We start from the raw sequence: 19799 nt of genomic DNA, 5'->3' as shown, positions 1-19799 counted from the left end.
GCTCAAGCCGTGCACCCTCCGGCCGCTGCCTCGTTTTGTGGTTAATCTTTGCGCCCCGCCGCCCGCCGCAGCCGCTTATCGATGATCGCCCTGATCCAGCGCGTCCTTTCCGCCCAAGTCGACGTGGCCGAAGAAACCGTCGGCGCCATCGGCCCCGGCCTGCTCGCCCTGGTGGCGGTGCAGCCGGCCGACGACGAAGCCAGCACCCGCCGCATGCTCGAGCGCCTGCTCGGCTACCGCGTGTTCGCCGATGAACAGGGCCGCATGAACCGCTCGCTCAAGGACACCGGCGGCCAGCTGCTGCTGGTCAGCCAGTTCACCCTGGCCGCCGACACCCGCTCCGGCATGCGCCCCAGCTTCACCAGCGCCGCCTCGCCCGAGCAGGGCCGGCGCTGGTTCGACCGCCTGGTGGAACTGGCCCGGGCCGCGCACCCGGGGGTGGAAATCGGGCGCTTCGGTGCCCATATGAAAGTCCAGCTGGTCAACGACGGACCGGTCACCTTCTGGCTCGAAACGCCATGACCGCGGACCCACCGGGCCACCGCGACGATTCCGAAAAAAACTTCTCAGACAACGGGTGTTTGGCGCGCTTTTTGCGTGCGCCGGATGCCCATATCTTTCACTTGAAAACTGGTCAAAAAAGCATCACATCGCTATACTGATCGGTTCCTGCATCCGCGGCGGTAGGTATGAACAACAAAGCTCCCGAGCAACAGTCTGAAATCAAGGCGCTTATCTCCAAAGGTCTCGAGCAGGGCTACCTGACCTACGCCGAAATCAATGACCACCTGCCCGACGACATCGTCGATCCGGAGCAGATCGAAGACATCATGGCCGTCCTCAAGGGCGTGGGCATCGAAGTGCACGATGCCGCCCCGGACGCGGACCCGCTTTCCGACAACGCCAGTGGCACCGCCACCGACGACGAGGCCGCGGCCGAAGAAGCCGTCGCCCTGCTGTCGGCCGTCGACTCCGAAGTGGGCCGCACCACCGACCCGGTGCGCATGTACATGCGCGAGATGGGCACGGTCGAGCTGCTCACCCGCGAGGGCGAAATCGCCATCGCCAAGCGCATCGAGGAAGGCCTGGGCCAGGTGCAGACCGCACTGGCCAGCTTCCCGCTCACCATCGAGATGCTGCTGGAGGAATACGACCAGCACCTGGACGGCAAGCGCCGCCTGAGCGAGATCCTGGCCGGCTTCGCCGACCTGGAGGAAGCCGCCGACGCCGCCCTGGCCGCCGCCGAGGTGGAAGCCAGCGACAGCGACGCCGAAGCCGACGAGGATGAGGAAACCGAAGGCGCCAGCGAGGACGAGGAGACCGGCCCGACCGGCCCCGATCCGGAAGAGGTCAAGCGCCGCATGGAACTGCTGCGCGACTACTACGGCAAGTTCCAGAAGGCCTCCGCCAAGACCACCGACATCGGCGACAAGAAGATCATCAAGCTGCGCGAGCAGATGGCCGAGGAATTCCTCAAGCTCAAGCTGCCGTCCGCGCTGATCGACAGCTTCGTGCGCAAGCTGCGCGAGGTGGTGAACGACATCCGCCACCACGAGCGCGTGCTGATGGACATCTTCGTCAAGCAGGTGAAGATGCCCAAGGCCGAGTTCATCAAGACCTTCCCCAGCAACGAGGGCAACCTCGAGTGGGCGAACGAGCTGGGCCGCAAGCGCCAGAAGTGGTCGCCGAACATCAAGAACTACAAGGAAGCGATCGACGCCGAGCAGGAAAAGCTCGCTTCCATCGAGCACAAGCTGTTCCTGCCGCTCACCGACATCAAGGAAATCAACCGCACCATGTCGGTCGGCGAGGCCAAGGCCCGCCGCGCCAAGAAGGAAATGGTGGAGGCGAACCTGCGCCTGGTGATCTCGATCGCCAAGAAGTACACCAACCGCGGCCTGCAGTTCCTGGACCTCATCCAGGAAGGCAACATCGGCCTGATGAAGGCGGTGGACAAGTTCGAATACCGCCGCGGCTACAAGTTCTCCACCTACGCCACCTGGTGGATCCGCCAGGCCATCACCCGCTCGATCGCCGACCAGGCGCGCACCATCCGCATTCCGGTGCACATGATCGAGACGATCAACAAGCTCAACCGCATCTCCCGCCAGATGCTCCAGCAGTTCGGCCGCGAGCCGACGCCGGAAGAACTGGCCAAGGAAATGGAGATGCCGGAAGACAAGATCCGCAAGGTGCTGAAGATCGCGAAGGAACCGATCTCGATGGAAACCCCCATCGGCGACGACGAAGACTCGCATCTGGGCGATTTCATCGAGGACACCAACGCCAGCTCGCCGATCGAGTCGGCCACGGAAACCGGCCTGATGGAAACCGTGCGCGAAGTGCTCGCCGGCCTCACCCCGCGGGAGGCCAAGGTGCTGCGCATGCGCTTCGGCATCGACATGAATACCGACCACACCCTGGAAGAGGTCGGCAAGCAGTTCGACGTGACCCGCGAGCGCATCCGCCAGATCGAAGCCAAGGCCCTGCGCAAGCTGCGCCACCCGAGCCGCTCGGAGCAGCTGCGTTCGTTCCTCGATATCGATTGATCGCTACCTTAAGCGAACGGCAGAAAGCGAAAAGCCCCGCGCATGCGGGGCTTTTCTTTTGCGCCGGACGTAGCGGCTCAACCCATGTCGTAGAAGAACTGCTCGCGGTCGATCTTGCCGTCCTTGTTCACGTGGTAGACGCAGATCTCCGTCATGTTCACGCGGCCGTATTCCTTCATGGTCACGTCCAGCGTCATTTCCAGGCTGAACCAGTTGCCGGCCACCACCGCATCGCTGACGTTGCCGCCATGCACTTCCACGATCGATTCCTGGAACTTGCGGCCCTTCTCGAAGATGGCATCCAGCCCCTTCACATTGCCCAGCGCGCCACCCGGGGCGCCCTCCGGCTCGATGCTTTCGGCATCCGTGGAATACAACTCCTTCTGCGCCTCCTCGTACTTGCCCTCACGACACAAAGCCACCAACCGCTTCGCTACCGATTCCGTGCTCATCGTGCACCTCCGGGTCAAAGGGCTTATGAGCCTACGCCGGATGGGATAAGTCTGGATGTGCCGGTGGGCGGGGGCGGCGCTCTCGACGGTCCCTGGGTGTGTGGCTAACATGACGGGCTGCTGCGTGATCTGGCCGTGCAATGCGGCTGGCAGCGTCAGGGCCTATAGCTCAACGGTTAGAGCAGGGGACTCATAATCCCTTGGTTCCAGGTTCGAATCCTGGTGGGCCCACCATCAATTAAGTGGCTTTGCGGTTCTGCTCTCTAAACCGACCACCTCGTTCAATGCGACGAAACAAAATCGGATGCCGCCTGCGCGGGAGGCACCGCAAAGTCGTTCCTCATGCGCTTCACTTCAGCCACTGGCGGAAGTCCGAAGAGGCGCTTGAATTCCCGGTTGAACTGCGAGGCGCTCGCATACCCCACTGCGTAGCCGGCTGCTTCCGCCGTCATCCCCTGGCGCACCATCAACAGACGGGCTTGATGCAGTCGCGTCGATTTCAGGTACTGCATCGGCGATGTCTGGGTGACCGACCTGAAGTGGCTATGGAACGCGGGAACGCTCATCTCGGCCTCGCGGGCCAGCTGCGCCAAATTAATCGGCTGCGCATAGGCGGCATGAATATAGCGAAGAGCCTTGCCGATCTTGCCGAATTGCCCCTGCATTCCCAATGCTGAGCGCAACGCGGCACCCTGCGCGCCGGTGAGCACGCGGAAATAGATTTCACGCAAGAGACCCGGCCCGAGAACCACTGCATCCAAAGGCTGGCCCATGGCCTCAAGGAATCGCAGGACGGATGCACTCAGCGCAGGATCCATGGGGCTGGACATCATGCTTTGCGGTGCATTCCTGGCCGTAAGCGATGGATGCTGCGCAATCTCGATCATCAGATCGGCGGCCATCTGGAAGTCCAGATGCATATAGATCGCCAGCAGCGGGCGCCCGGGGGTGCCGTCGGATTCCATGGTGAACGGGACAGGCACGGCAACCGCCAGGTAATGCTGCTCGTCGTAAACAAAGACCTGATTGCCAAAGTACCCGCGCTTGCATCCTTGGCACACGATCACGATGCCGGGGTCGTACAGGACTGGCGTACGACTCAGGGGCCGATCCGAGCGCAGAACGCGCACGCCAGGCAATGCCGTGAGGTTATACCCCTCCTGCGGCGCCAATCGCCGGGCAAGGTCGGCGATACGCCGGCTTTCATCTGCCGGAGCGAGATCTTTCAGCGCGACACGACGGATCATAGAAATAGGCAATAGATCGAGATTTCTCGGCGTAAAAGATGCCCCTATCGGTGGCTATTGTGCAAGCCACATTCGCCATCCATAGGAGCAGCCGCCATGTCGTCAAGCAAGACTTTGCTGATTACCGGGGTCAGCAGTGGCTTCGGCAGAGCTCTTGCCGTTGAGGCCCTGGGCACCGGGCATCGCGTCATTGGAACCGTTCGAAGCGAGCAGGCACGCCGCGAGTTCGAAGCGCTCGCGGCCGAAAATGCCACGGCACGCATTCTCGATGTCACCGACTTCGATGCCATCGATGAAGTCGTTGCCGAGATCGAGCGAACCGTGGGGCCGGTGGACGTGCTGGTCAATAACGCGGGATACGGCCACGAGGGCATTTTTGAGGAATCGCCATTGGCGGACATGCGGCGGCAGTTCGATGTGAACGTCTTTGGCGCCGTGGCCATGATGAAGGCCGTATTGCCTTACATGCGCGACCGCCGTAACGGACACATCCTCAATATCACTTCGATGGGCGGACATATCACGCTGCCGGGCATCTCCTACTACTGCGGCAGCAAGTTCGCCCTGGAAGGGATCTCCGAATCCGTCGGCAAAGAAGTGAAGCCGTTCGGCATTACGGTAACGGCCGTGGCCCCCGGATCGTTCCGCACGGACTGGGCGGGACGCTCGATGATCCGTACGCCGCGCTCCATTGCCGACTATGACGGGTTGTTTGACCCCATCCGCGAGGCCCGTCACCAAAAGAGCGGAAAACAGCTTGGGGACCCCTCGAAAGCAGCGCGGGCCATGCTGCACATCATCGCCAGCGATTCGCCTCCGGCTCACCTGCTGCTTGGAAGCGATGCGATCGATCTGGTACGACAAAAATGGGCGTCGCTTGCCGAAGAAATCAATCAGTGGGAGACCGTTACCCGCTCGACGGATGGCTGATGCGGCACGCCGAATGGCCATGCCGCGCAGTCAAACCCCGCCCACAAGTGGTCACTCAACGAACAAACCCGTGCTCCATCATCCAGCTCCGGAACATGCCGGGCCACTTTTCCTCATCCGGAATGCCGTTTGCCAGGCCAGCGCCATGGACGCCCTGGGGAAACAGGTGGACCTCGGCAGGCGTCCCTGCATCGCGCAAAGCCCGCGCAAACATCACGCTGTTCTCGGCGCTGATCTGCTTGTCATCCAAGCTCTCGAAGAGGAATACCGGCGATAGCCCGGGCGGGATGTTTAGCTGCGCGGAGAGATATTGCTCCAGCCGAGCCTTCTCACGCCCTTGGTATCCTTCCAGCAGGTGATGAAGCGAGTTGGGCGACGCAAACTGATCCGGCAACATCGAAATGACCGGATAACCCAACCCCAGAAAGCTGGGGCGGGCATCGACAGAGTCGATGCCGTCTCGAACGGGTAAGTCGAAGTTTGATGCAGCGTGCACAGCGATCGTAGCGGCGAGATGCCCGCCCGCGGAGAAACCGAACAGGCCGACCTTCGACGGATCAATGCCGAACTGAGATGAGCGGTATCGCACGAGCCTCAACGCTCTCTGCGCATCCCACATGGGCACCGGATAGCGGTAAGTGCCATCTCGCTGAACCAATCGATAGTAGAGAACGAAGGCGGTCACTCCCAACTCACGGGAAAAATACTCCGCGACGGGCTCCTGTTCCTTGCGATCACTCAGACGATCGTAGCCCCCGCCTGGAATAACGATGATGGCGGCGTGCGCGGAGTTCCCCGTGGTTCGCCCAGGAAAGATTCTGAGGAAGGGAATATCCCGGCACGGGTCATCGCCCGCGGCGCCGGGGGCGGCTCCATCCCACAGCCTTATATCGTTGGAGTCATGCGGATCGTAGCAATTTTCTTCGGGCCGGCTTTTGGCATCGCCCGCTTCGTGATGATGAGTTCTTGCTCGCGCGGCATGTGGCCAGCTCGCTACGCAAGCGATCCCAAGAAAGAGAAAGGCCGTGGCGATGGCTTGGCGTATACGTAAGGATCTGGCGTTCACGAGTTCTTTAGGTCGGCCGGACGCGGCAAATATTTTCGTGCATCAGAGGGCATGATGCGATACGCCATGCTCCGGGCGCAAAGAGAGCCGCTGCGGGGGCAATTCCTCATTAAGACCCGCGTCCTTACCCGCGGACTGGGTCAGCGGCTGCTGCGCGACATCCAGAGAGGTATCGAGGCGAAGCGGTTTCGCGGCGACGATCCACTGATGAGCTTCGTGGTCGCCGGCGGCATCGTGCTCGCGTCCATATCGGTCTGGCTGCACCTGGCGCCATCGAGCGAATGGCCCGCCACGCCCCTCCCGCTCCCTCCCTTCAACACGGATCATTTGCCGGAAAGGGCAGCGGCCGAGCTGCTGCTCGCACTTGGGCTTTCGAGGCAGGAAGCGGAGGAGATCGCCGGCCGCCCGCTTCCTCCCATGGATGACGCCTCTTCGACGGCGAATACTGCGCCATAACCTTGAGAGACGCGCGGGGGGCCGCGGCGCCTGCGCCCTGGCACGTGCCATGCGTGCCAGCGAGCGGCTAAGCTCATGGCCGGCAACGCGAGGCCTCGCGTTCGCAGCAGCAAGAAGCGTTTTGTTTCCATGCCACCAAGGGAGGGGATATGCGCAGATACGTCTTGATGCTTCTGGTATTCGTCTTCGGCGCCACCACCGGTTGCGCCGCCGTCAACCCCGAGCAGCAACGCGCCTCCGACCAGGCCAGATGCGCCGGCTACGGCTATCAGCCCGGAACGGATCAATTTGCCAACTGCATGATGAAGGTCGACATGCGGCGCCAGGACCAGGCCGACGCGCAGGCGCAGAACGATGCGGACATGAAGGCGCGCAGCATCCGCCGCAACGGCGATACGCGGTTCCCGGTGTGCAGCGCATCCATGATGGACGCGAACCTGGATACGACGAATAACGCCTGGTATGGGCCCAATTGCCGGGAGAAATAGGCTGCGCTTCGGCAACGGGCGGCCCCGTCAAGGGTGTGGCTGCAGATCGAAGGGAAGTTCTACCCATCAAACGCAAAAGCCAGGAGATTGGACGATGGCCATAGAGAACGCCGGGAAGGCGCCGCGCTCGGCGCCCGCCGTCTTTGCAAGCCTTGCCATGGCCTGTTTCGTCTACGCCGCCGTGGCTCTTTTGGCATTGCACTTCCTGCGGCCCGATTACGCCCCGGCCAGCAACTTCATCAGCAACTACGCCGTGGGCCGGTATGGCTGGGTCATGACCAGCTGGTTCCTGGCGATGAGCTGCGGCTTGCTGATGCTTGCAGCGGCGCTCTATACCGATGGCCTGCGCTCCGTTATCGCCTTGCTGGCGATATTTCTGCTGGTCGTCGCGGCGATCGGGCTGGTCGTCTCGGCCATGTGTCCCACGGATGCACCCGGCGCGCCATCCACGCCAACGGGCGCCATCCACGACCTGAGCTTCCTGGTGAATGTCGGAAGCCTACTCATCGCAACCATCCTGCTCTCCGTGAGTTTCGGCATGCATCCGGCGTGGCGCTCCTATCGGCGAACCGCCTGGATTCTGACTTCCCTGATATTGGCCGGATTCGTCATCCAGTTCCTCACCCTGCACAAGGGGATGCCGTATGGCCTGGCGAACCGGTTTTTTGTCGTCGTGCTGCTGGCGTGGCTGTTCGCCTTGTCTTTTCGATTGCGGGCGGCGCCGCGCCAGCAGGCTGGCGGGAAACTCGCGGCCGATCGGTAGCGGGCCACCAGTGAACCCGATCAGCGTTGAACTGCCAACGGCCTTCGGCCGCGGGTTCCAAGTCGGCCGGCCACGAGCTCGACCAGCGCCTCGCGCACCCAGCGCTGGCCCTGATGACCCTGGTTGCGCTCGTGCCATACCATGCCCACGTCGAAGCCCGGCACGGGAAAGGGGCATTCGACGATCTTGAGCTCGCCGGCGCGATCGCGCACCAGTTGCTGCGGCACCAGCGCCACGAAATCGGACTGCGCCACGATCTGCGGAAGAAACAGAAACGACGCCGCCGACAGCACCACGCGGCGCTCGTAGCCAAGCGCCGCCAGCGCATGGTCCACCGGCGTGACGAAGCCGCCGCCGCGCAGCGATACGACGACGTGCTCCAGCTGCGCGAATTTCTCGACGGTGAGGTTTCTGCGCAGCCGTGGATGCCCTCGCCTTCCGATCAATACGTAGCGCTCGTCGAACAGATGCCGCGCTCGCAGGCCGGGCGCCGCGGCGCCCGGCGTCGTCAGCGCCAGGTCGACCTCGCCTCGCGCCAGCTGCGTTTCCAGCTGCAGTATGTCCAGACTCCGCAACGCCACGCGCACACCGGGTGCGCGGTCGCGCAGCGCCAGGATCAGCGGCTGCGCCAGCGCAACCTGAAGATAATCGGTGCAGGCGATGTTCACCGTCAGCCGTGCCCGCGCGGGATCGAAGTTGCCGTGCTGCGCAACGGCAGCGCGTACATGATCCAGAGCCTGGCGCAGTGGCTCCAGCAGGTCCAGCGCCTTGGCCGTAGGCGTCATGCCTCTTTGGGCCGGAACCAGCAGTGGATCGTCGAACATGTCGCGCAGGCGGCCGAGCTGCGCGCTCACCGCCGGCTGGCTCAGATGCAGGCGGCTCGCCGCCCTGGTCACGTTCTGCTCCACCAGCAGGGCTTCCAGCGTGACCAGCAGATTGAGATCCAGGCGCTTGGTATTCATGGCATGGATACTAGGCCAACAAAGATGCAATTTCACAAATGGCCACCCGGATCCGAGAGTAGGCGCTCATTCGCACCATGAGTGCCCCGCTTACTCCAGGAGAACGCCATGTCCCTCGCCTCGCAGAAACCTCTTATCACCGTCGCCGGTGCGGCCAGCAAACAGGGGCGCAGCGTTGCCGCGGCCTTGCTGGCGAGCGGCCGCTACCGCGTACGCGCACTGGCCCGGCGCACCGACAGCCCGCCGATGCGCCAACTGGCCGAGCGCGGCGCGGAAGTCGTCGTGGCGCCATTGGAGCGTGGCCGGCAGGCGGAGCTGACCGCCGCCATGCGCGGCTCCCACGGCGCCTTTCTGATGACTCCGCCGACCATGCCAGTACCGCCGCCGGGCCAGCCCGAGCTGGCGCTGGGGCGGGAGTTGGCCGATGCAGCCAACGCCGCAGGCGTCGGGCACGTCGTGTGGAGCGGCCTGGAAAACGTCCACGCGCGAACCGGGGGCGCCAAATGGGCGCCGCACTTCACCGAGAAGGCACAGGTGGAAGAGCACATCCGCTCGCTGCCGCTGCGCAGCTCTTTCATCTACCTAGCGTTCTTCTACAGCAATTTCCTGGAGTACTACGTCCCCGCGCGCCAGGCCGATGGCAGCCTGAGCTTCGCCATCTATCTGCCCCCCGACGTGCCCATGCCGTTCGTCGATCCGCTTACCGCGACCGGGCCCGCCGTACTGGAGATATTCGATCATCCGGAGAAGTACGTGGGCGAAGTCCTGCCGGTGATCGGCGAGATCCTGACGGCACGACAGATCGTGGACGCCTTCGTTCGCGTCTCCGGGCAGGCGGCGCATTACGCCTCCGCCTATACCCGGGATGAGCTGCTGCGGCACTTCCCTGCGTTCGGCAGCAACCCTTGGCTCGTGGACGAAACGGTAGGCATGGTGGAGTACGCCGTCGAGTATGGCTACTACGCTCCTGGACGCGATCTTGCCTGGAGCCGACGCATCGACCCGCGCGCACTGACCTGGCAGCAGTTCCTGCAGCAAAGCGGCTGGCGGGGCGAGGCCAGGGACTATGGCGCTGCCGCATAGCAAATGCGGACCGTCATCGGGCTTACATGCTTGCGGGAGCCGTTTCGCATGACCGTCGAATGGCATCGAACGGCACCCGCCATTCGACGGTCGATTTATGCGAGGGCGCCGAAGCGAAGCGCTGCCGCGCGTGCCCGTACGGCATTCAACCAGGCGATCCTCAGGGGCGGTGCGAGCCGGCGGTCCTTGCGGATTGCCGGGCCGCGCGGCCAACCAGCTCATCGATGTAGTCCTGCAACGTCACCGTGCCACGCTCAGGCGACGCTGGGCGTTCGAAATCCCCATCCAGGCTCACCGCGGTCATCCGCGCATATGACGCGGCAGCGGCCTTCGAGAATCCAAGCTTGCGATACGTGGCCTCCCACTGGTCGCGCGGAATGACTTTCACCGCCACCGGCTTGCCGATCGCCGCGGCAAAGGCAGCCGCGACGTCGTTGGGCGAGTAGCGCTCCGGTCCTTCGACATAGTGGATGCCGGATTCGCCACGCGGTGCAGTAAGCAGCCGGGCCGCGGCCCTGCCCGAGTCTTCCGGCGCGACCATCGGCATGGCCAGGTCGGCGGGATACATCGATGCGAGATGGCCTTCGTTGATGGCCATTTCCAAAGACGCATCCCAATTGCTCATGTAATACGCGGCGCGGATCACGGCGACCGGCACAGGCTGGCGGCGCAGGGCCTGCTCGAAATCGTAGAGCACGCTCAAGTCCCCGAGGCGCTCACCGGGCTGTGCGCCCATGGTCGACTCGGCCACCACCTGCTCCAATCCGGAACCGTCCAATGCATCCAGAATGGCGGCGGCGCTGCGTTTCTCCTGCGCATCCGTATCGGTCGACGGATCGGCCGGTGGATTGAGCAGGAATGCACGCTTGCCTGTTCGGAATACGTCGCGCAGTGCCTCGGTATCGAAGACGTCCGCCACCTCAAACCTGGCGCCGCGCCGTTCCCATTCGTATCGTTGGCTACCCGTGTGCGAGACGACCGTAACCGGCTCGCCCATCTCGAGCAGCCGCTTCGCCGCCGCCGACCCGACGTGCCCCGTACCACCGAGAATGATATGCATACGAGCTGCTCCGTTCTGCGGCGGAATACGTTAGCGCTGCCGTCGTGGCCTCTCTGTCAAAAGCAGCCCATGTCATAGCGTGGTCGGCGTGCCTGGCTAAAAGGCTTTGGCACGCATGCTTTTCAAAGCCAGGATCAGACCAGAACACCCCGGCCTGCTCGAGGCCGGGGTGTTTTAGCAATTACATCGGGTGCGTGCCGGCAGGCGTGCCGTCGGACCAGGTGGCGACCCCGACCAGCAATACCGACAGCGGCGGCAGTTCGGCGGCCTGGGCCTGATGGTCCGGCGCGAAGAACCAATAGTTGCCGCCGAAGATGGGCGAGCCATCGGCGTTGGCTCCCCAGTTGGCGCCGTCCTTGAATGGCACGTAGAACATGACGTGCGCCATATCGTGTTCGCCCTCCTCCGACAAATAGGAGGATTTGGACATCATGTAGCACATGGCGCCCGGCTCCAGCGGCGCGATTTCCTTGCTGCGCACGGCGGCCTTGATGCGCTTGGCGATATCGGCGTCGCTACGGCCGGCAAGAGTCATCGCCGTACGAAGCTTGGCGATCGGGGTGACGGTGCGCGCGGCCTGCGGGTTGTCGCAGCCGGCGGCGCGGATTTTCGGATTCCATCGCTCAGGCCAGTCCGGCGCGCCGCTGAATCCCCGCGCCACCCAGCAGACGAAGCCGTTGCTGCCCTTTACGGCGATTTCATAGCCGGTGCGAGTGAGCACCAGAACGGTCGCATCCTTGGAGATGGAAGCGGGCGCGGCGCTTCTGGCCAGGGCGATTTCCTGGGCGCGGTCCATCAGATAGGCATCGACGGAGGCCATGCGAGGATAGGTTTCAGCCGCTTGCGCCACGGCGCCAGTCACGCCCAGCATGGCCAGCACGGCGCACGCCATCCGTTGGGCGGCGAGCCTGCCGGCGCACTTCATTGCCATCGTTTCCCGCATCGTCGTACGCATGGTCGTGTCCTCTCGGTTGGGCCTTTTATGCGGTCGGGTTCATGGTCGCGGCGGTCGTTCCCCCGGGCCGCTTATCCAGGCGACGAACGGGAGCTTCCAAAATCGACATGGGCTGCGGCAATGTTGCGATATCGGGGACGGGGGTGGTCAAAGACGGCCCGGCACATCCCTCTCCCTATCTCCCATTGCCTGATCATTCGGAGCCTTGCGAGTGAATAGCGTTCGCGCAAATCGAAGGCGGCTTCCCCGGGTGCCCTTGATCGCCCTCGGTACGGCCTGCGTGCTGGCCGCCCCTCATCTGGGCGTGCCGATGTTGCTTTATCCGGCGCTTGGCTTGGGACTTTGCACGGCCATGCTGCGCTACCGGCAGCTCCGCTGGGCCGACGTCGGCTTCGGTTGGCGGGGTTTCGGCGTCATTCCGCTGATCGTCGGCGGAGCGCTCGGGGTAGCTTACGCTGCCGTCAACTACAGCGTGATCGGCCCAGCGCTTGCCCTTGCGCTGGGCGAGCGGCCGGACCTGTCCGACTTCGCGTTCGTGCGCGACCATCTTTCCGGCTACGTGATCGCCCTCGTCCTGGCGTGGCTGATCGGCGGCTTCTACGAGGAACTGGTATTCCGCGGCTTCCTGTACGACGCGCTGTTGCGTCACCTGCCGGGCTCACGCTGGCGCACCTTGCTGGCTTTCGCCCTGACCGCGCTCGTATTCGCCGCTTACCACTGGCAGCTCGGCCGCTTCGGCGTCGCCAATGCCCTGGTGTTCGCCCTTTTCGCGGGCGCCATGCGTTGCCGCTGGCCGGCCAATCTTTGGTACGCGATCAGCTTTCATGCCTGGGCCGATATGAGCGCGTTCACCTTGATGCATTTCCATTACCTGTAGCGGACAGTGGTGGCGAATTCAGTCACTATGGGTTGCGAAGGCTCTCACCTGCCGTCTTATATGAAACAGGGCACCGAAAACCTCAGCAACGACTGGATCCGGATCTCCCGCGATCCCGACACGGGGATCGAGACCGTGCACGCGCATTTCCGGGGCCACGCTTACGATCCTCACGATCATGACGAAGTGCTCGTCGGGGTGACGCAGCAAGGTGTTCAGCAGTTCCGGTGTCATCGAACCACCCATCGCAGTACCGAGGGGCGAGTGATGCTGATCGAGCCCGGCGCGGTTCACGATGGCTACGCTCCGCAGGACATCGGCTTTACCTACGCCATGCTTTATCTGCCGCAGCGATGGCTGTCGTCGATGGCCGGCCGGCTCGATGCACCGGACGCATCCGGCATCGGCTCTGCCTTTCGAAGCACGGTGGCCACCGACGATCGTCTGCGCGACACCATCCACAACGCCTTCCTCGCGCTTCATTTCAAGGAAGCCAGGCTGGCGCGCGATCAATGCCTGGACGCGCTGGTACGACGCCTCAGCGCGCACACCGGCGCGATCGCCGCACCGGCCCAGGGCTCACCGGAACAGATGCTGCGCGCCCGCGATTTTCTCCACGAGCACATGTCCCGTGACATCGGCCTGGACGAGCTGGCTCACCAATCCGGGATCGACCGCTTCCGCCTGACCCGGCAATTCAAGCGCAGCTTCGGCCTTTCGCCGCACGCTTATCTGGTGCGCCTGCGATTGCGGGCGGCCAGGGCCTTGCTCGCCGGCGGCGCGGCGCCGGGCCAGGTCGCACTGGACGTGGGCTTTTCCGACCAGAGCCATATGGGGCGTTGGTTCCAGCGGGCCTATCGCCTTTCGCCCGCCGCCTACCAGGGCCAGTGCACAAACGTTCTAGACCGCCCCGCCGCCCCCTGAAGAGAATGTCTGCTTTCAATCTTTGAAAGGAGAGCGGCATGTTCGATACGAAGGTCGCCCTTATCGTCCGCGACGATCTGCTCGGCTGGCAGCGTCTCAACGTGACGGCCTTCCTGGCGACCGGCATCGCCGCCGCCGCGCCCGATGCCTTGGGCCTTCCCTATGTCGATGCCGCCGGCCATCGCTACGGGAACATGCTTGGCCAGCCCATCCTGATTTTCCAGGCCGGCCTGGCCGGCCTCCAGGCCGCTCAGAGAATGGCGCTGCAGGGACAACTGACGATCGTCCCCTATGTCTTCTCCATGTTCTCCACCGGACATGACGAGGCGAACCGGAACGCTTTCCTCGCCGAAGATCCCGGCAATATGGACCTGGTGGGCCTGGGGCTGCGTGGCCCGAAGAAAGCTGTCGACAAAGCGATCAAGGGGCTGGCCCTTCATCCTTGAGATGGGGTGATCGGGGACGGGAGTAGTTAAAGGCAATTAACTGCGCTCGTCCCTATATCTGGTTCCGTTTCTGCTCGACAGGCATGGGGTTCTCATAGACGCCATGCGTCACCAATAATGGCGATCAAGGAACGGAGGAAAGGATCCTCATGTACATAAATCGAGTCTCCTTTGCAACCGCGATAGCCGACGACGCTGTGGAGGAATCGGTCAGCGATCTCATCGGGGATTTGCTGGCGGCCTGGCGCATGAATGGGCAAATCTATGGAAGCGAATGGCCAATCCACGCCCATGGGGAGGCCTTTTCAACGACGGTACTCTGCCCCGAAGAACAATCACTGGATGATCGCTTCAACAACGAGTATGTAAATAAAGCCATAGCACGCTGCGAGATGAAGGGGTTGCTCTTGGCAACCGAGGTGCTTGGCAAGCACATCGAATCCCTATCGCCGTGTTCGTGCTCCAGCCCCAGCGCTTATGTGCTCTTCACTACATACGTCACTTTGGTATCACCGATACGATGCATCGACTGCTTCGGCCCGATCGCGCTATATCGCATGGAAGCCACATCGAGCGATGAATATTCTGACGTCATATCGTGGCAATCCAATTATCAAAGCTGCGACACCCTTCAGATGAACTGCGCCGTGCTCGAGCGTGCTGCAACGCGAGAGCTATCAAACATCGAGAGCAATCTGAGTAAAAGCGGCCTGGAATGCTGCAAAACTCTCGCGAATTCAAGCGGACGACCTTTCTACTACTACCTGTACCGTTACTACGGCCGAAGCCTTCGCACTGAACTTGAACGACGCTGCCCAGGCTGCGGAAACGAGTGGCGACTGACGCCTCGACTCCACGATCTATTCGACTTCAAATGCGATCACTGCCACTTGCTGTCCAACATAGCGCTCGATCGCAGATGGTTACTGGCTTCCCGCTCTGAGCCCACTACAAGCTAGCCAAAAAGGCGCGGGCTCCAGCCTCAGCGCGCAAGGAAAAGATACTCATGGCAGAGACGCTCTATTGCTGGAGATGCAAGCGGAACGTACCCATGCTCGACGAACGCGAATGGCCGGAGGTCGCCTCCCTCCTTTCGATCATGATGTCGAGGATCCAGGAATTCCGGCGAAATGCCGGGGCATCGCTGGCCGAGGCACTCAGCCAGGGATTCGGTGACGAGGCGCTGTCTCGCTACCAGCAGTTGACTGGCGCCATGGAATCGAATCCCGATGTCCTTTGGCACCACAGAGCCAGCCTGTTCGGTCCGCCATGTGGAGCGTGTGGAAAGCCGCTACGTACGCCCAGGGCGAGTTACTGTGCTGAATGCGGGCTTGTCCGAGCCAAGCAAGCGGGCGATTGAGGCTTCAAATGGTGGTTTTTATCAACGACCGGCCAAAAACCGGTACAAGAAAGCTGACCAAGGAAGGACGAAACCTTATATGGCGATTTCCGAAGAACTGACCGTGCTCTACCGCCCCATCGGCCCCAAGGAATGGGAACTCCTGCGCGAAGCCGACTTCAAACGCTGGCCCCCGCGCCTCCCCGACCAGCCCATCTTCTACCCGGTCACCAACGAACAATACGCCACCGAAATCGCCAGCACGTGGAACATACGCGACAGCGGCTACGGCGCCGTCACCCGCTTCCAGGTCCGCACGTCCTTCATGAGCAAATACCCAGTGCAGCGCGTAGGCGGATCCCACCACACCGAATGGTGGGTCCCGGCAGAAGATTTCGAAGCACTGAACGACAACATCGTCGGCCTCATCGAAGTCATCCGCGAGTTCAACCCAGCCGGATGAATTCACCCCCGCTTCGTATCTGGCCAAGGCGGGCGTAGACTCCCCGGACGCCGCGACACGCCACACCAGGGAACACCATGAGCGAACAGGCCGCATTGCCGCCGCACGCTATTTCTATCCGGGGCATCAGCAAGACGTACAAGAACGGTTTCCAGGCGCTGAAGTCGGTGGACCTGGACATCAAGCGGGGCGAGATCTTTGCGTTGCTCGGCCCCAATGGCGCCGGCAAGACCACGCTGATCAGCATTATCTGCGGCATCGTCAAGCCCAGTTCCGGCACCGTGCATGCCGATGGTGCCGACGTGCTGCGCGATTACCGCGTTACGCGGTCGAAGATCGGCCTGGTGCCGCAGGAGCTGTCGACGGACGCCTTCGAAACGGTGTGGGCTGCGGTGCGGTTCAGCCGCGGCCTGTTCGGGCGTGCGCGCAACGACCAGCACATCGAAAAGGTATTGCGCGACCTTTCGCTGTGGGAAAAGAAAGACGCGAAGATCATGACGCTCTCCGGCGGCATGAAGCGCCGCGTCCTGATCGCCAAGGCGCTGGCGCACGAGCCTAGCATCCTGTTCCTGGACGAGCCCACCGCCGGCGTGGACGTGGAGCTACGCCACGACATGTGGCAGATGGTGCGCGCGCTGCGCGCCACCGGCGTCACGGTCATCCTGACCACGCATTACATCGAGGAGGCCGAGGAAATGGCCGACCGGGTGGGCGTGATCACCCGCGGCGAACTGATCCTGGTCGAAGACAAGCATGCGCTGATGCGCAAGCTGGGCAAGAAGCAGCTGTCCATCAGCCTCAAGGCGCCCATCCAGGCGCTGCCCGAAGGGCTGGACGACTACGCGCTGGAGCTCGCCGACGACGGCGCCACGCTGACCTACACCTTCGACGCCCAGAGCGACGACACCGGCATTGCGGTACTTCTGCGCAAGCTGGGCGATCGCGGGGTGGACTTCAAGGACCTGCATACGATGGAAAGCTCGCTCGAAGATATTTTCGTCAGCCTGGTGCGGGGGACGCGATGAACATTCCAGCCATTCGCGCCATCTACCGCTTCGAGATGGCCCGCACCTTCCGCACGCTGACCCAGAGCATCGTGTCGCCGGTGCTGTCGACGTCGCTGTATTTCATCGTGTTCGGCACCGCCATCGGTTCGCGCATGGGCGAGATCGGCGGCACCAGCTATGGTGCCTTCATCATTCCCGGGCTGATCATGCTTTCGCTGCTCAACGAGAGCATTTCCAATGCCTCTTTCGGCATTTATCTGCCCAAGTGGTCGGGCACGATTTATGAACTGCTTTCCGCGCCCGTTTCTCCGCTGGAGGCAGTGCTGGGCTATGTCGGGGCGGCATCCACCAAATCGGTGATGCTTGGCTTGTTGATCCTGATTACCGCGCGTTTCTTCGTGCCTTACAGCATCATGCATCCGCTGTGGATGATGGTCTTCCTGCTGCTCACCGCCATCACCTTCAGCTCCTTCGGTTTCATCATCGGCCTGTGGGCCGATGACTTCCAGAAACTGCAGGTAATCCCGCTGATGGTGGTCACCCCGCTCACCTTTCTCGGCGGCGCGTTCTATTCGATCGGCATGCTGCCGCCGTTCTGGCAGAAGGTGGCGCTGTTCAATCCCGTGGTGTACCTGATCAGCGGTTTTCGCTGGAGCTTCTACGGGCAGTCCGACGTCAATGTCGTATTGAGCGCGAGCATGACGCTGGCCTTTCTGCTGGTCTGCATCGTGGCCATCGCCTGGATCTTCCGTACCGGCTACAAGCTGCGTTCGTAGGAACGCAGCAGCTCGGCACAGCCGTTACCTGGCCGACTCTTGCAGTGCCTTGGCCGCGTCGCGGCTGTAGTCCTCGCGAATGGCCCTGCAATAGGGCCCATTCATCACAAAGCGGCGGCACACGGCGGGGCGCGTTTCGTAGATGCCGCAATTCATCTGCACGCTGTTCATGGCCACGCACCAGCCGTCCTCGCCGCGCTTCATCACGCGATACCCTTCGGGCGAATACGTGGTGAGGTGATCGGGAATCGATTCTTCCGGTTGCAGAACCACCATGAGGCGGCAGCAGACAGCTTCGCAGGAAGAACAGCGTGCGGCGGCGGGACGTTCGGCAGAGGTCATGCGCTAGGGGTTTCCAGGGATGGGGGATAAGGCAGGAGATGGCCGTCGTACGACGGTTCGCCGGGGGCCGCGGCCATCCGGCACGCGCGGGATACGAGTGGACTCACGAGGACGACGGTAGCTCCGCCGCGTGCGTAGTGAGGGTGCGCTTGGCACAAGGCTTGATTTTGCAAGCATACGCGTCCGCGGCGGGCCAAGTGTTAGTTTCCCCGCGTGCCGACGGCAATTTAGGCAATCATCGAAATTTTTCTTGACTCTAATTTAGATGATTAGCTAAATAGTGGCCATGAACGCCGTCTTCAAAGCCCTGGCCGATCCCACCCGCCGCAAAGTGCTGGAGCTGCTGCGCCAGCGCTCCATGAGCGCAGGCGAGCTTTCGGACTGTTTTCCCGTGTCGCGGCCCACCATGTCGGCGCACTTCGCGGTACTGCGCGAAGCCGATCTGATCGAGGCGCACAAGATCGGCACCAGCATCATTTACCAGCTGAAGCTGTCGGTGCTGGAAGACGCACTGCTGAGCTTTACCCAGCTGTTCGGCATCGGCGCCGGCACACGCGCGACCGCGGAATCCGCCGGCAAGGCCAAGCTCAAAGCATCCCGTAAAGGAGCCTCCAGATGAGCGCGAGAAAAGAAATCCTTTTCGGCCTCAAGCTCGCGGCCGCCATGATCGCCGGCGCCCTGCTGCTCGCCGTAGCCCACAAACAAGGATGGGTGGGCGCAGAGCTGGTTACGCGCGGAAACAACATCATCATCGGCCTCGCCCTCGCGGTCTTCTGCAACGCCATGCCGAAGAGGATGCAAGGCTCGCCCCGCTCCGTTCAGCACGCCACGCTGGCACAGGCCATAGGTCGCGTCGGCGGCTGGGCCATGACACTGGCCTTCCTGGTGTGGACCGCATTGTGGGCATTCGCGCCGCAGGAACTTGCACGCACCGGCTCGATGATTGCGGTCGGCGCGGGCGTGGCGGTCATGCTTGGCTACGCCGCGTGGAAGTGCGTCATCCACGATGCGCGGAGAAGTAGCTGAGGTCTTCAGCCCAGTGGCACGCACCAAGGGAGTTCTTGGTGATGCCCAAATCCTATGAGATCACGCCGTGCGCAGAACCATAGTTTGGCCAGTACGGCCAAACTATGGGATTACGGCAGCAAAGCTCGGCCAACGGATGCTTTGCCCTCGCGGCAAAATCAGCCCGGCAGACTGACCACCGACACGAAGCCCCCAAAGATCATCCGCTTGCCGTCGAAAGGACAGTCAGCGGCGGCTTCCATGCGCGGGTCCTGCATGAATTTCGCCATGCCGGCGTCGCGGGTGGCCTTGTCGGGCCATTCCACCCAGGAGAACACCACGGACTCATCCTGCGTGGCCTGCACGGCGCGGCGGAAGTCGGTGACCTTGCCGTCGGGCACGTCGTCGCCCCAGCACTCCACCACTCGAATAGCGCCGAATTCCACGAAAATGGCGTCGAAAGTACGGGCGTGCGCAATGAACTTTTCACGGTTGGCGTTGGGTACGGCGATCACGAAACCATCGATGTAGGACATGGCAGTTTCCTCAGCGGAAGGGGCGGCCGATATGGTCGCCTTCATGGATGCGACGAATGGGCGGGCGCGGGAT

24 protein-coding genes and 1 tRNA gene are annotated in these 19799 nt (G+C 62.6%); 17 read left to right on the top strand and 8 right to left on the bottom strand.

The annotated features are described in order from the left end of the window. The first annotated feature begins 81 nt into the window (after window positions 1-81). Both dtd and rpoD read left to right on the top strand, forming a co-directional pair. Window positions 82-522 carry a D-aminoacyl-tRNA deacylase gene (gene dtd, locus FHW84_RS05410; RefSeq protein ID WP_167253176.1) on the top strand — a complete coding sequence of 147 codons (441 nt, stop codon included), beginning with the start codon at window positions 82-84 and terminating at the stop codon, window positions 520-522. 167 nt (window positions 523-689) lie between these two features. Then, window positions 690-2549, top strand: coding sequence for an RNA polymerase sigma factor RpoD (gene rpoD / locus FHW84_RS05405; protein ID WP_167253174.1), 1860 nt, complete (start codon window positions 690-692; stop codon window positions 2547-2549). 77 nt (window positions 2550-2626) lie between these two features. Here the strand turns inward: rpoD and FHW84_RS05400 are convergent, their stop codons facing one another. Continuing rightward, window positions 2627-3001 (bottom strand): SnoaL-like domain-containing protein, encoded by a 375-nt coding sequence (locus FHW84_RS05400; protein ID WP_167253172.1) that lies wholly within the window; start codon window positions 2999-3001, stop codon window positions 2627-2629. Window positions 3002-3159: 158 nt separating this feature from the next. Between FHW84_RS05400 and FHW84_RS05395 the strand changes: the two genes are divergently transcribed. Then, window positions 3160-3235: transfer RNA gene (locus FHW84_RS05395), tRNA-Ile, on the top strand. A 47-nt stretch (window positions 3236-3282) separates the two neighbouring features. Here the strand turns inward: FHW84_RS05395 and FHW84_RS05390 are convergent. Then, the gene (locus FHW84_RS05390) at window positions 3283-4248 is read right to left on the bottom strand and encodes an AraC family transcriptional regulator (protein ID WP_167253170.1); all 966 of its coding nucleotides are present in this window, start codon (window positions 4246-4248) and stop codon (window positions 3283-3285) included. Window positions 4249-4344: 96 nt separating this feature from the next. On the opposite strand from FHW84_RS05390, the gene FHW84_RS05385 reads away from it, so the two are divergent. Continuing rightward, window positions 4345-5178, top strand: coding sequence for an oxidoreductase (locus tag FHW84_RS05385; protein ID WP_167253168.1), 834 nt, complete (start codon window positions 4345-4347; stop codon window positions 5176-5178). Window positions 5179-5233: 55 nt separating this feature from the next. Here FHW84_RS05385 and FHW84_RS05380 read toward each other — a convergent pair whose 3' ends face one another. Beyond that, entirely contained in the window at window positions 5234-6244 is a 1011-nt protein-coding gene (locus FHW84_RS05380; protein ID WP_208399638.1) for an alpha/beta hydrolase, read from the bottom strand. A 51-nt stretch (window positions 6245-6295) separates the two neighbouring features. Here FHW84_RS05380 and FHW84_RS05375 point away from each other — a divergent pair, with 51 nt between their 5' ends. The 3 genes from FHW84_RS05375 (at window position 6296) to FHW84_RS05365 (ending at window position 7951) form a co-directional block, all read left to right on the top strand. Beyond that, on the top strand, window positions 6296-6700 hold the full coding sequence (locus FHW84_RS05375) for a hypothetical protein (RefSeq protein ID WP_167253166.1): 405 nt from the start codon (window positions 6296-6298) through the stop codon (window positions 6698-6700). A 149-nt stretch (window positions 6701-6849) separates the two neighbouring features. After that, complete coding sequence (locus FHW84_RS23045) at window positions 6850-7188, top strand: hypothetical protein (RefSeq protein WP_208399637.1); 339 nt, start codon at window positions 6850-6852, stop codon at window positions 7186-7188. Between the two features lie 94 nt (window positions 7189-7282). After that, complete coding sequence (locus FHW84_RS05365; RefSeq protein ID WP_167253164.1) at window positions 7283-7951, top strand: DUF998 domain-containing protein; 669 nt, start codon at window positions 7283-7285, stop codon at window positions 7949-7951. Between the two features lie 20 nt (window positions 7952-7971). Here FHW84_RS05365 and FHW84_RS05360 read toward each other — a convergent pair whose 3' ends face one another. Next, window positions 7972-8913, bottom strand: a complete 942-nt coding sequence (locus FHW84_RS05360) for a LysR family transcriptional regulator (RefSeq protein ID WP_167253162.1) — start codon at window positions 8911-8913, stop codon at window positions 7972-7974. 108 nt (window positions 8914-9021) lie between these two features. Here FHW84_RS05360 and FHW84_RS05355 point away from each other — a divergent pair, with 108 nt between their 5' ends. Beyond that, window positions 9022-9996 (top strand): NmrA/HSCARG family protein, encoded by a 975-nt coding sequence (locus FHW84_RS05355; RefSeq protein ID WP_167253160.1) that lies wholly within the window; start codon window positions 9022-9024, stop codon window positions 9994-9996. 160 nt (window positions 9997-10156) lie between these two features. Here FHW84_RS05355 and FHW84_RS05350 read toward each other — a convergent pair whose 3' ends face one another. Together FHW84_RS05350 and FHW84_RS05345 are read right to left on the bottom strand one after the other, a co-directional pair. Continuing rightward, the gene (locus FHW84_RS05350) at window positions 10157-11056 is read right to left on the bottom strand and encodes an NmrA family NAD(P)-binding protein (RefSeq protein ID WP_167253158.1); all 900 of its coding nucleotides are present in this window, start codon (window positions 11054-11056) and stop codon (window positions 10157-10159) included. Window positions 11057-11237: 181 nt separating this feature from the next. Then, window positions 11238-12011, bottom strand: a complete 774-nt coding sequence (locus FHW84_RS05345) for a hypothetical protein (RefSeq protein WP_167253156.1) — start codon at window positions 12009-12011, stop codon at window positions 11238-11240. A gap of 256 nt (window positions 12012-12267) precedes the next feature. Between FHW84_RS05345 and FHW84_RS05340 the strand changes: the two genes are divergently transcribed. From FHW84_RS05340 to FHW84_RS05310, 7 genes are all read left to right on the top strand, one after another. Then, window positions 12268-12888, top strand: coding sequence for a CPBP family intramembrane glutamic endopeptidase (locus FHW84_RS05340; protein WP_167253154.1), 621 nt, complete (start codon window positions 12268-12270; stop codon window positions 12886-12888). Window positions 12889-12948: 60 nt separating this feature from the next. Continuing rightward, a complete protein-coding gene (locus FHW84_RS05335; protein WP_167253152.1) occupies window positions 12949-13812 on the top strand; it encodes an AraC family transcriptional regulator in 864 nt (287 codons plus the stop codon). 38 nt (window positions 13813-13850) lie between these two features. Continuing rightward, entirely contained in the window at window positions 13851-14258 is a 408-nt protein-coding gene (locus FHW84_RS05330; RefSeq protein WP_167253150.1) for a DUF2000 domain-containing protein, read from the top strand. A gap of 149 nt (window positions 14259-14407) precedes the next feature. Continuing rightward, the gene (locus FHW84_RS05325) at window positions 14408-15217 is read left to right on the top strand and encodes a DUF2310 family Zn-ribbon-containing protein (protein ID WP_167253148.1); all 810 of its coding nucleotides are present in this window, start codon (window positions 14408-14410) and stop codon (window positions 15215-15217) included. 480 nt (window positions 15218-15697) lie between these two features. Then, the gene (locus FHW84_RS23465) at window positions 15698-16060 is read left to right on the top strand and encodes a hypothetical protein (RefSeq protein WP_167253780.1); all 363 of its coding nucleotides are present in this window, start codon (window positions 15698-15700) and stop codon (window positions 16058-16060) included. Between the two features lie 77 nt (window positions 16061-16137). After that, window positions 16138-17085, top strand: a complete 948-nt coding sequence (locus tag FHW84_RS05315) for an ABC transporter ATP-binding protein (RefSeq protein WP_167253146.1) — start codon at window positions 16138-16140, stop codon at window positions 17083-17085. Further along, window positions 17082-17843, top strand: coding sequence for an ABC transporter permease (locus FHW84_RS05310; RefSeq protein ID WP_167253144.1), 762 nt, complete (start codon window positions 17082-17084; stop codon window positions 17841-17843). Before FHW84_RS05315 ends, FHW84_RS05310 begins: the two co-directional genes overlap by 4 nt. A gap of 24 nt (window positions 17844-17867) precedes the next feature. Here FHW84_RS05310 and FHW84_RS05305 read toward each other — a convergent pair whose 3' ends face one another. Then, window positions 17868-18185, bottom strand: coding sequence for a YkgJ family cysteine cluster protein (locus FHW84_RS05305; RefSeq protein ID WP_167253142.1), 318 nt, complete (start codon window positions 18183-18185; stop codon window positions 17868-17870). Window positions 18186-18471: 286 nt separating this feature from the next. On the opposite strand from FHW84_RS05305, the gene FHW84_RS05300 reads away from it, so the two are divergent. After that, on the top strand, window positions 18472-18804 hold the full coding sequence (locus FHW84_RS05300) for an autorepressor SdpR family transcription factor (RefSeq protein ID WP_167253140.1): 333 nt from the start codon (window positions 18472-18474) through the stop codon (window positions 18802-18804). Continuing rightward, window positions 18801-19211, top strand: coding sequence for an ammonium transporter (locus tag FHW84_RS05295; protein WP_167253138.1), 411 nt, complete (start codon window positions 18801-18803; stop codon window positions 19209-19211). The genes FHW84_RS05300 and FHW84_RS05295 overlap by 4 nt, the downstream gene beginning before the upstream one ends. A gap of 158 nt (window positions 19212-19369) precedes the next feature. Here the strand turns inward: FHW84_RS05295 and FHW84_RS05290 are convergent, their stop codons facing one another. After that, window positions 19370-19726 carry a DUF1428 domain-containing protein gene (locus tag FHW84_RS05290; RefSeq protein ID WP_167253136.1) on the bottom strand — a complete coding sequence of 119 codons (357 nt, stop codon included), beginning with the start codon at window positions 19724-19726 and terminating at the stop codon, window positions 19370-19372. Window positions 19727-19799 lie beyond the last annotated feature (73 nt).

The organism is Dyella sp. SG562, from assembly GCF_011759495.1.
In the GTDB taxonomy this organism is placed as follows: domain Bacteria; phylum Pseudomonadota; class Gammaproteobacteria; order Xanthomonadales; family Rhodanobacteraceae; genus Dyella_D; species Dyella_D marensis.
The sequence above is the reverse complement of the archived record's forward strand: the minus strand, read 5'-3'. Positions and strand labels throughout refer to the sequence as shown.

What these genes read in the sequence shown, in the direction of transcription:
- FHW84_RS05400 (WP_167253172.1), bottom strand. Translation starts at nt 3,001, where the DNA reads ATGAGCACGGAATCGGTAGCGAAGCGGTTGGTGGCTTTGTGTCGTGAG.
- FHW84_RS05330 (WP_167253150.1), top strand. Translation starts at nt 13,851, where the DNA reads ATGTTCGATACGAAGGTCGCCCTTATCGTCCGCGACGATCTGCTCGGC.
- FHW84_RS05315 (WP_167253146.1), top strand. Translation starts at nt 16,138, where the DNA reads ATGAGCGAACAGGCCGCATTGCCGCCGCACGCTATTTCTATCCGGGGC.
- dtd (WP_167253176.1), top strand. Translation starts at nt 82, where the DNA reads ATGATCGCCCTGATCCAGCGCGTCCTTTCCGCCCAAGTCGACGTGGCC.
- FHW84_RS05335 (WP_167253152.1), top strand. Translation starts at nt 12,949, where the DNA reads ATGAAACAGGGCACCGAAAACCTCAGCAACGACTGGATCCGGATCTCC.
- FHW84_RS05310 (WP_167253144.1), top strand. Translation starts at nt 17,082, where the DNA reads ATGAACATTCCAGCCATTCGCGCCATCTACCGCTTCGAGATGGCCCGC.
- FHW84_RS05385 (WP_167253168.1), top strand. Translation starts at nt 4,345, where the DNA reads ATGTCGTCAAGCAAGACTTTGCTGATTACCGGGGTCAGCAGTGGCTTC.
- FHW84_RS05305 (WP_167253142.1), bottom strand. Translation starts at nt 18,185, where the DNA reads ATGACCTCTGCCGAACGTCCCGCCGCCGCACGCTGTTCTTCCTGCGAA.
- FHW84_RS05365 (WP_167253164.1), top strand. Translation starts at nt 7,283, where the DNA reads ATGGCCATAGAGAACGCCGGGAAGGCGCCGCGCTCGGCGCCCGCCGTC.
- FHW84_RS05290 (WP_167253136.1), bottom strand. Translation starts at nt 19,726, where the DNA reads ATGTCCTACATCGATGGTTTCGTGATCGCCGTACCCAACGCCAACCGT.
- FHW84_RS05300 (WP_167253140.1), top strand. Translation starts at nt 18,472, where the DNA reads ATGAACGCCGTCTTCAAAGCCCTGGCCGATCCCACCCGCCGCAAAGTG.
- FHW84_RS23045 (WP_208399637.1), top strand. Translation starts at nt 6,850, where the DNA reads ATGCGCAGATACGTCTTGATGCTTCTGGTATTCGTCTTCGGCGCCACC.
- FHW84_RS05375 (WP_167253166.1), top strand. Translation starts at nt 6,296, where the DNA reads ATGATGCGATACGCCATGCTCCGGGCGCAAAGAGAGCCGCTGCGGGGG.
- FHW84_RS23465 (WP_167253780.1), top strand. Translation starts at nt 15,698, where the DNA reads ATGGCGATTTCCGAAGAACTGACCGTGCTCTACCGCCCCATCGGCCCC.
- FHW84_RS05360 (WP_167253162.1), bottom strand. Translation starts at nt 8,913, where the DNA reads ATGAATACCAAGCGCCTGGATCTCAATCTGCTGGTCACGCTGGAAGCC.
- FHW84_RS05390 (WP_167253170.1), bottom strand. Translation starts at nt 4,248, where the DNA reads ATGATCCGTCGTGTCGCGCTGAAAGATCTCGCTCCGGCAGATGAAAGC.
- rpoD (WP_167253174.1), top strand. Translation starts at nt 690, where the DNA reads ATGAACAACAAAGCTCCCGAGCAACAGTCTGAAATCAAGGCGCTTATC.
- FHW84_RS05345 (WP_167253156.1), bottom strand. Translation starts at nt 12,011, where the DNA reads ATGCGTACGACGATGCGGGAAACGATGGCAATGAAGTGCGCCGGCAGG.
- FHW84_RS05350 (WP_167253158.1), bottom strand. Translation starts at nt 11,056, where the DNA reads ATGCATATCATTCTCGGTGGTACGGGGCACGTCGGGTCGGCGGCGGCG.
- FHW84_RS05325 (WP_167253148.1), top strand. Translation starts at nt 14,408, where the DNA reads ATGTACATAAATCGAGTCTCCTTTGCAACCGCGATAGCCGACGACGCT.
- FHW84_RS05295 (WP_167253138.1), top strand. Translation starts at nt 18,801, where the DNA reads ATGAGCGCGAGAAAAGAAATCCTTTTCGGCCTCAAGCTCGCGGCCGCC.
- FHW84_RS05355 (WP_167253160.1), top strand. Translation starts at nt 9,022, where the DNA reads ATGTCCCTCGCCTCGCAGAAACCTCTTATCACCGTCGCCGGTGCGGCC.